Origin of the sequence: Finegoldia magna, assembly GCF_018371055.1 — a bacterium.
In the GTDB taxonomy this organism is placed as follows: Bacteria; Bacillota; Clostridia; order Tissierellales; family Peptoniphilaceae; genus Finegoldia; species Finegoldia magna_I.
The window spans coordinates 1-6,309 of record NZ_JAGYZD010000088.1 but is presented as its reverse complement, the minus strand read 5'-3'; the positions used below and the strand labels follow the sequence as shown (position 1 = coordinate 6,309).

The window sequence follows — 6,309 nt, the reverse complement described above, 5'->3', positions numbered from 1 at the left end:
TATAAAATAATACGAATCATGTATTGATGACAAGTTTTTGAACACATTCGTATAATCTTCTTCGTTCAAATATTTCTTGGTTTCTGATATGATTTCTTTCTCCATTTCAAGTGAGTAATTATCATTGTCCAAGCTTTGTGAAAGCATGATTACATAATCGTTGATTAATTTGAATGTGGATTCTTTGTCGTCGACTTTTGAGTATTTGTACAGAAATTCTCTCCATTTTGCTATGAATTTGGTCATGTAATTCATAAGTATATACGTTCTTACATCTATTGTGAACACGTAATTAGATGTGAAGATGAAAAACTTTTTGAAATATTCAAAATATTTCAATAGCGCATCTGATATCATGCTAATGGATAATGTTGTGACTATTTCTTGGTTTTCTTCTGTCAATTCGATGTTGCCTTTTAATAGTGACGGACTATTTCCATATTGTATTAATTTTTTGATTGCGAATACAAATAGATACGAATATGATTGATCATCTTCGATTTTGTCGAATAAATCTTGTAGCATATCAAAATCTTTGTCTTTGATGAGATATAGTATGGCCTTTTTGTGAAGTTGTACTTCGCTCATATCGCTGTAGTAATTCACAACTGAAGAAAATGAATTTTCTTGTTCACGCTCAACTAAATCGATTAATTCGATGTCACTGTTTCTGTCGTTGATGTATATGTCGTTGATTTTAAGAAGTTCTTGTTCGCTATTTTCGTTTTTGAATGCGAATTTCTTCTTGTTCCAATCGTAGATGCTTAACCCATCTGTTCCTGTTTTTTTGTATATTAAAAAGTTGTTTAATCTAAAAATATCGTAATTTTCCATAGCTTAAATTATATACAAAAAAAGCTACCAAATCAAATTTGATAACTTTTTTATAAAATATGTAGTTTAGATTATATACCCACAGATATTTTTAAAGCTTCATCCAACTTTATCAGAACTCTATCGTCAAAGCTACCTACTTTTTCACGAAGCCTTTTTTTATCAATAGTTCTTATTTGTTCAGCTAAAATAACTGAATTTTTCGGTAAGCCGTACTTGGATCGTTCTATTGCCACGTGTGTTGGTAATTTCGCTTTATTTATTTGTGAAGTAATAGCTGCTATGACTACGGTTGGACTGTATTTGTTTCCCACATCATTTTGAACAACAACGACAGGTCTTACACCACCCTGCTCAGATCCAACAACAGGGCTTAAGTCTGCGTAAAATATGTCTCCTCTTTTTACCTTCATAAACTCACCCTATAAACTCTTCGCTATTTTAAGAACTATTTTTATTATATCCAAAACACTTCAAGAAATCAATATAAAAAACTTGCCCAACTTAAAAGCTGGGCTAAGATTAGTTGATTTTTTGTAAATAGTCACACACTTCTACGACTTTTCCATTTCTAGTATAAATTCTAGGAATTCTCATTGTAACTCTGCACAAAAGCTCATAAACATTTGTGTTTGCCATTTCTGCCAAATCATACAACGAGATTTCTCCCATGTCATCTTTTCCGAACAACAAAATTTTGTCGCCGACTTTTACATCTCTAATGTATGTTACATCTATCATGATTTGATCCATGCAGACTTTTCCCAAAATTTTTGCTTTTTTGCCGTTGATAATTACATAAGCTTTGTTGGATAATTCCAATGGATAGCCGTCAGCATATCCGATTGTCGCTGTTGCAACTACTGTTTCAGAGTTTGTCGTGAATGTTCTACCGTATCCAATGTCTGTTCCTTTTGGAACTGTTTTAATCATGGACACTGTTGTGTAAAGTGATGATATTTCTTCTAGGTTTAATCTTGAATTTTCCCTTACATAATCTGATGCGTGATAGCCGTAAAGTCCGATTCCGCATCTTATCATATCCAAGAAATATCCGTGAATTATCGCTCCTGCATCATTTGCTATGTGTTTTATTGGAACAGTTATTCCTCTGTTTTCCACATCAATCATAAAACCAATGTATGTATTGTATTGTTCTTTTGTATAGGAATAATCTTCGCTATCAGCATCTGAAAAATGGCTGTAAATTCCTTGCAACACTACATTATCCATTTTATAGATTTTGAAGATGTCTTCCAAGCATTTATCTTTGTCAAGTCTAACTTGAAATCCTAATCTTGTCATTCCTGTATCGATTTTGATGTGAACTTTGCATATTTTATTCAAACTTTTTGCAACGTTATTGATTTCAACTGCAGTTTCGTAATCGTAAACCGTTAATTCGATGTTGTTTTTTATTGCTACTTCAATGTTTTCATTGGAAATGTAGCCTAAAATCATAATTGGTTTGAATATTCCATTTTTGCGAAGTTCCAAGGCTTCATTTATATTGGACACTGCAAAGTAATCTATTCCTAAATATTCCAATTCTTTTGTGATAAATGCTGCGCCTTGTCCATAAGCATTAGCCTTTACAACGGCACACATTTTGACTAAATTGCTGATGTTTTTTATTTCTTTGTAATTGTGTTTTAATTTGTCCAAATCAACCTTCAAATAACTTTGATACTTAAACATTATTTCTCCTTACAGGCATTGATTGCTTCCGGTAAATTTCTAATAATATCCGATGCAATAATGCTATCTTCTCCTATTTTTTGTTTTGCAAAATCTCCAGCCATTCCGTGAATATACACTCCCAATTTACAAGCTTCGAACACATCTCTGTTGTGCATGAAACTTGCAATGATACCAGACAAACAATCGCCACTTCCAGCAGTCGCCATTCCCGCATTTCCAGTATTATTTACATATATTTCATCATTTTTTGCAACGATTGTGTGATGACCTTTGAGAACTACGATGCATTTGTGTTTTTTCGAAAATTCTGTGGCGACCTTTTCGCGATTTTGATTGATATATTCTACATCCAATCCAGAAAGTCTACTAAATTCAAGCGGATGTGGAGTTATCGCAACAGAATAATCATCAAATTCTAGTTCACTGAAGTCTTTTATTGAATTCAATCCATCAGCATCTATCAACACTGGTTTATGAAAATTTTTGAGTACGGCTTTTATCAATTCGTAATTTAATTTGTCTTTTCCCATGCCACAACCTATTGCGACACAGTTTTTATTGGAAATATATTCTAAAATCTGAGCAATAGAATTGGCACCCAATTTTTTGTCGACACACTCAAGTGGAAGTATTATATTCTCAACGGATTTTATTTGCATAATTTCTGAGATAACTTCAGGGACAATCGTGTACACCAATCCACTACCACAACGAAGTGCTGCCATGCTTGCCAAGTACACACTGCCACACATTCCGTTAGATCCACCGACTATGCAGACTCTTCCGTAGTTTCCTTTATTGGAAAAAGGATCGCGTTTTTTTATTGTAAAATCCATTTTAATCCTCCAACATCAACACGCACATTGCTATTGCGTATTCTTCATCGTGAGAAATGGATGCATCAATATCTAAAACTTTTGGAAATTTATCTGTATTTAATTTTACAACTAATCCCTCGTCATGTATAGACTCTACATCCATAAAACTCATTTTACCAATTCCAGTCTTCAAAGCTTTTGACACTGCTTCTTTCATGCAAAACATCCCCGCAATCGTCTCAAAACTTCTGTTTTTGGATTCAATGTATGAAATTTCACGTTCAGTGAAGACTTTTTTCATAAATTTATCCAGATTTTTGATGTTTTCTATTCGTGAAACTCTCAGAATATCAGTTCCACATCTAATCTTCATTTTTGATTCCTTCAAATTTTTCCAAGAATTTGTTTCTCAATGCTAAAAAATCTAATTTTTCGATATCTTCCACGCTTTCCACATCTTTTACGAAATCTTCTACTATTTCTCCTATTATTTCGAATGAATTTTGTGAAAAATTATTAATATTATACGATTCTGACAAGTATTTCATGCTTTCTTTCATTAATTTATCCGTCAAAATATCTTGGTAAGTTTGGTTGATATTGCAGTTACTGATTTCTTTTTCGATGACTTTTTTTATGGAATATATCACATAATACACAAAATCCATAAAAATTTCGTTGTTTTCTCTGTCATCAAGCGCAAATAATATTGACAAGCAGAAATTCCAGTTGAAGTCCTTGTCCAGTCTGCTGTTAAGTCCTTGTGCAAATGAAGTGTGAATGTAATCCCCAAATTCCATATCTGAAAAATCATACAATTCACCAAAACTAATCGGTTTGTTACTTATGGCATTGACCTTGTTTAATATGTCGATCAATCTTTCTTCGTATTGTTTTTTCTCCAAAACATCCATTACAGAAAATAAATAATCGCTCACTACATTTGCGATATTTCTCATATCTATTACAAAACCTAAGTTGTATTTCAGTTTGAGCATGTAACCATCGTGAATCATTTTTGTTATGATGCTTTTAAATTGTTGTCTTGTAGCGTCATCTTCGTTGGATTCCACTGTCATCATTTTTTTGTAAACGCTGTTTAATTGTTTGTCTATAATTGTAAGGTTATTATTGATTGAGTACATCACATCACGTATCAAATCTTCAGTCATAACGTAGTTTGAATTTTTGTACAAAATCGAATGATCTACCTCTCCCCAGAACACATTGACCATGGATTTGATTTGCACTTCGAAATTAATTTTCATGTCGTCATTTTCCACGAAAATAGCGTCGATTTTATAAATTTCGAACCCGTTTTTTTGTTTTTGTGGTTGTGGTTGATCCAGGTTAAGTCTGATTCTCATATCATACTTAGAATAATAATAGCCGTCTTCATCTTTGTAATAAAAAAGTCTTTTTAAATATTCGTACAAATCTTTTTCATTTTCATTGAAACGACATTCTATTCTAACTCCAATCAAATCTGGAAATAGATTGAACACATCCTCTACATCTTTACATTTTATATAATAATTTTGTTTTAGTATTTTTTCTTTGATGCTGTCTTCTTTTTTTACACGTGCGTTAATATTAATAACATCTTCGTTCGTTTCAAAAACTTTACTGAAAAACTCTTTTGTTTCTTCTGCAACAAAGTTTATGAATTTGTAACGACTATTAATTAATTTAACAGCATCATTCATAAATTGAAAAATTCCAGCTCTCATTTTATTCTCCTTTTTATTGCTACTACTATTTTACCATATTTAAGCATTTCACAAGCATCAAAAAAGAGCACTGCGTGTGCTCTTTTGATTTTACAATTTATAGAAACTTCATCCTGTTAGGATTAATGTCTCGTTCTATTTCGTGAAAGCCCTTGATTTCGATGTTGTTTTCTTCTATGATTTTTTCGATTTTCGGTTTGTCTTCCAAGTTATCGTACAATATAGAAATCCCACAACACACATCCAATACTCTTGGTGTTGGTGCAATCGTAGCTTTGATAGAATTTTCTTTGATTAAATCGTAAAGTTTTTGTCCGTTTGCCACATCTTTGAACAAGATGTAGTTCATTTTATCTGCCATTTTCAATCATTTCAACGAAGGCTTCAATTCTTGTCTTCAATTGTTCGCTGTCTTCGTCTGTATAGTCAGTTTCAATTCCCAATACTGGAATGTTGTGATCTTTAAGTTCTTTTTCTACAATGTGACCTTCTGTATCGTAAATGTTACAGAATTTTAAGTTAACATCGATTACACCATCAACGTTGTATTCTTTTGCAAGTCTGATGATGTCGTCAACTCTTTCAGTGTTTGGAGTGTAACATGCGCAGTTGATACCTTTCATGTATCTATCTGTTAGGTGATCAACCATTTCATCCATAGTTTTTCCAGATTCATCTACAGTTAATTCAAAATATCTTGAACCTGTACACATTTCTTCACATACAACAGCTGCTCCACTTGATTCAATGATGTGGTGTAGTTTCCAGTTTGGAATAGACAATGGAGTTCCTGTTAACATCAATCTTGTAGCGCCTTTTTTGTATACGCTAACGTTTTGTTCTTTTCTCTTGTCCAATTCGTCGCATAGTTCATTTACTTTTTGCGCAAATCTTGTTGGATCATCGTAGAATGCGATTTGTGAAATTAATAAGCAGTCCTTACCACTGATTGGAACATTGTCTAATTTACGGAATTCCCATAATCTTTGCATTGCACGTCTTTTGTTGTTGATTAAAACAATTGCATCGTGAAGAGATTCTGGAGTTAATTTGTTGCCAGTTAATTCTTCAATTCTGTCGATGTATCTATAAACTTCATCTTTAAAGAATTCAACGTCTTTGTCTCTTTTCATTTGTGGCAAATCAAAGATGTACATTGGAGCATCTTTTGACATGATTTCCCAAGCTTTTTTCTTGCCGTCGCAAGTCGTTTCTCCGACGAATAA

General features: G+C 32.7%; 8 protein-coding genes. All 8 read right to left on the bottom strand.

All coding sequences use genetic code 11. The features are described 5' to 3' along the window. The coding region (locus KHW44_RS05080; protein WP_304066762.1) for a phage tail protein at positions 1-834 on the bottom strand (834 nt) is incomplete at its 3' end. A gap of 71 nt (positions 835-905) precedes the next feature. After that, entirely contained in the window at positions 906-1,247 is a 342-nt protein-coding gene (locus KHW44_RS05075; RefSeq protein ID WP_002835111.1) for a type II toxin-antitoxin system PemK/MazF family toxin, read from the bottom strand. Between the two features lie 109 nt (positions 1,248-1,356). Then, complete coding sequence (gene alr, locus KHW44_RS05070; RefSeq protein WP_304066758.1) at positions 1,357-2,532, bottom strand: alanine racemase; 1,176 nt, start codon at positions 2,530-2,532, stop codon at positions 1,357-1,359. Next, a complete protein-coding gene (locus KHW44_RS05065) occupies positions 2,532-3,371 on the bottom strand; it encodes an NAD(P)H-hydrate dehydratase (RefSeq protein ID WP_304066755.1) in 840 nt (279 codons plus the stop codon). The genes alr and KHW44_RS05065 overlap by 1 nt, the downstream gene beginning before the upstream one ends. A gap of 1 nt (position 3,372) precedes the next feature. Beyond that, a complete protein-coding gene (acpS, locus tag KHW44_RS05060; RefSeq protein ID WP_154272294.1) occupies positions 3,373-3,726 on the bottom strand; it encodes a holo-ACP synthase in 354 nt (117 codons plus the stop codon). Beyond that, entirely contained in the window at positions 3,716-5,083 is a 1,368-nt protein-coding gene (locus KHW44_RS05055; RefSeq protein ID WP_304066750.1) for a GTP pyrophosphokinase, read from the bottom strand. Before KHW44_RS05055 ends, acpS begins: the two co-directional genes overlap by 11 nt. Positions 5,084-5,180: 97 nt before the next feature. Then, positions 5,181-5,444, bottom strand: a complete 264-nt coding sequence (locus KHW44_RS05050) for a DUF3343 domain-containing protein (RefSeq protein ID WP_002835117.1) — start codon at positions 5,442-5,444, stop codon at positions 5,181-5,183. Next, the coding region (locus tag KHW44_RS05045) for a double-cubane-cluster-containing anaerobic reductase (RefSeq protein ID WP_304066746.1) at positions 5,434-6,309 on the bottom strand (876 nt) is incomplete at its 5' end. The genes KHW44_RS05045 and KHW44_RS05050, both read right to left, overlap by 11 nt.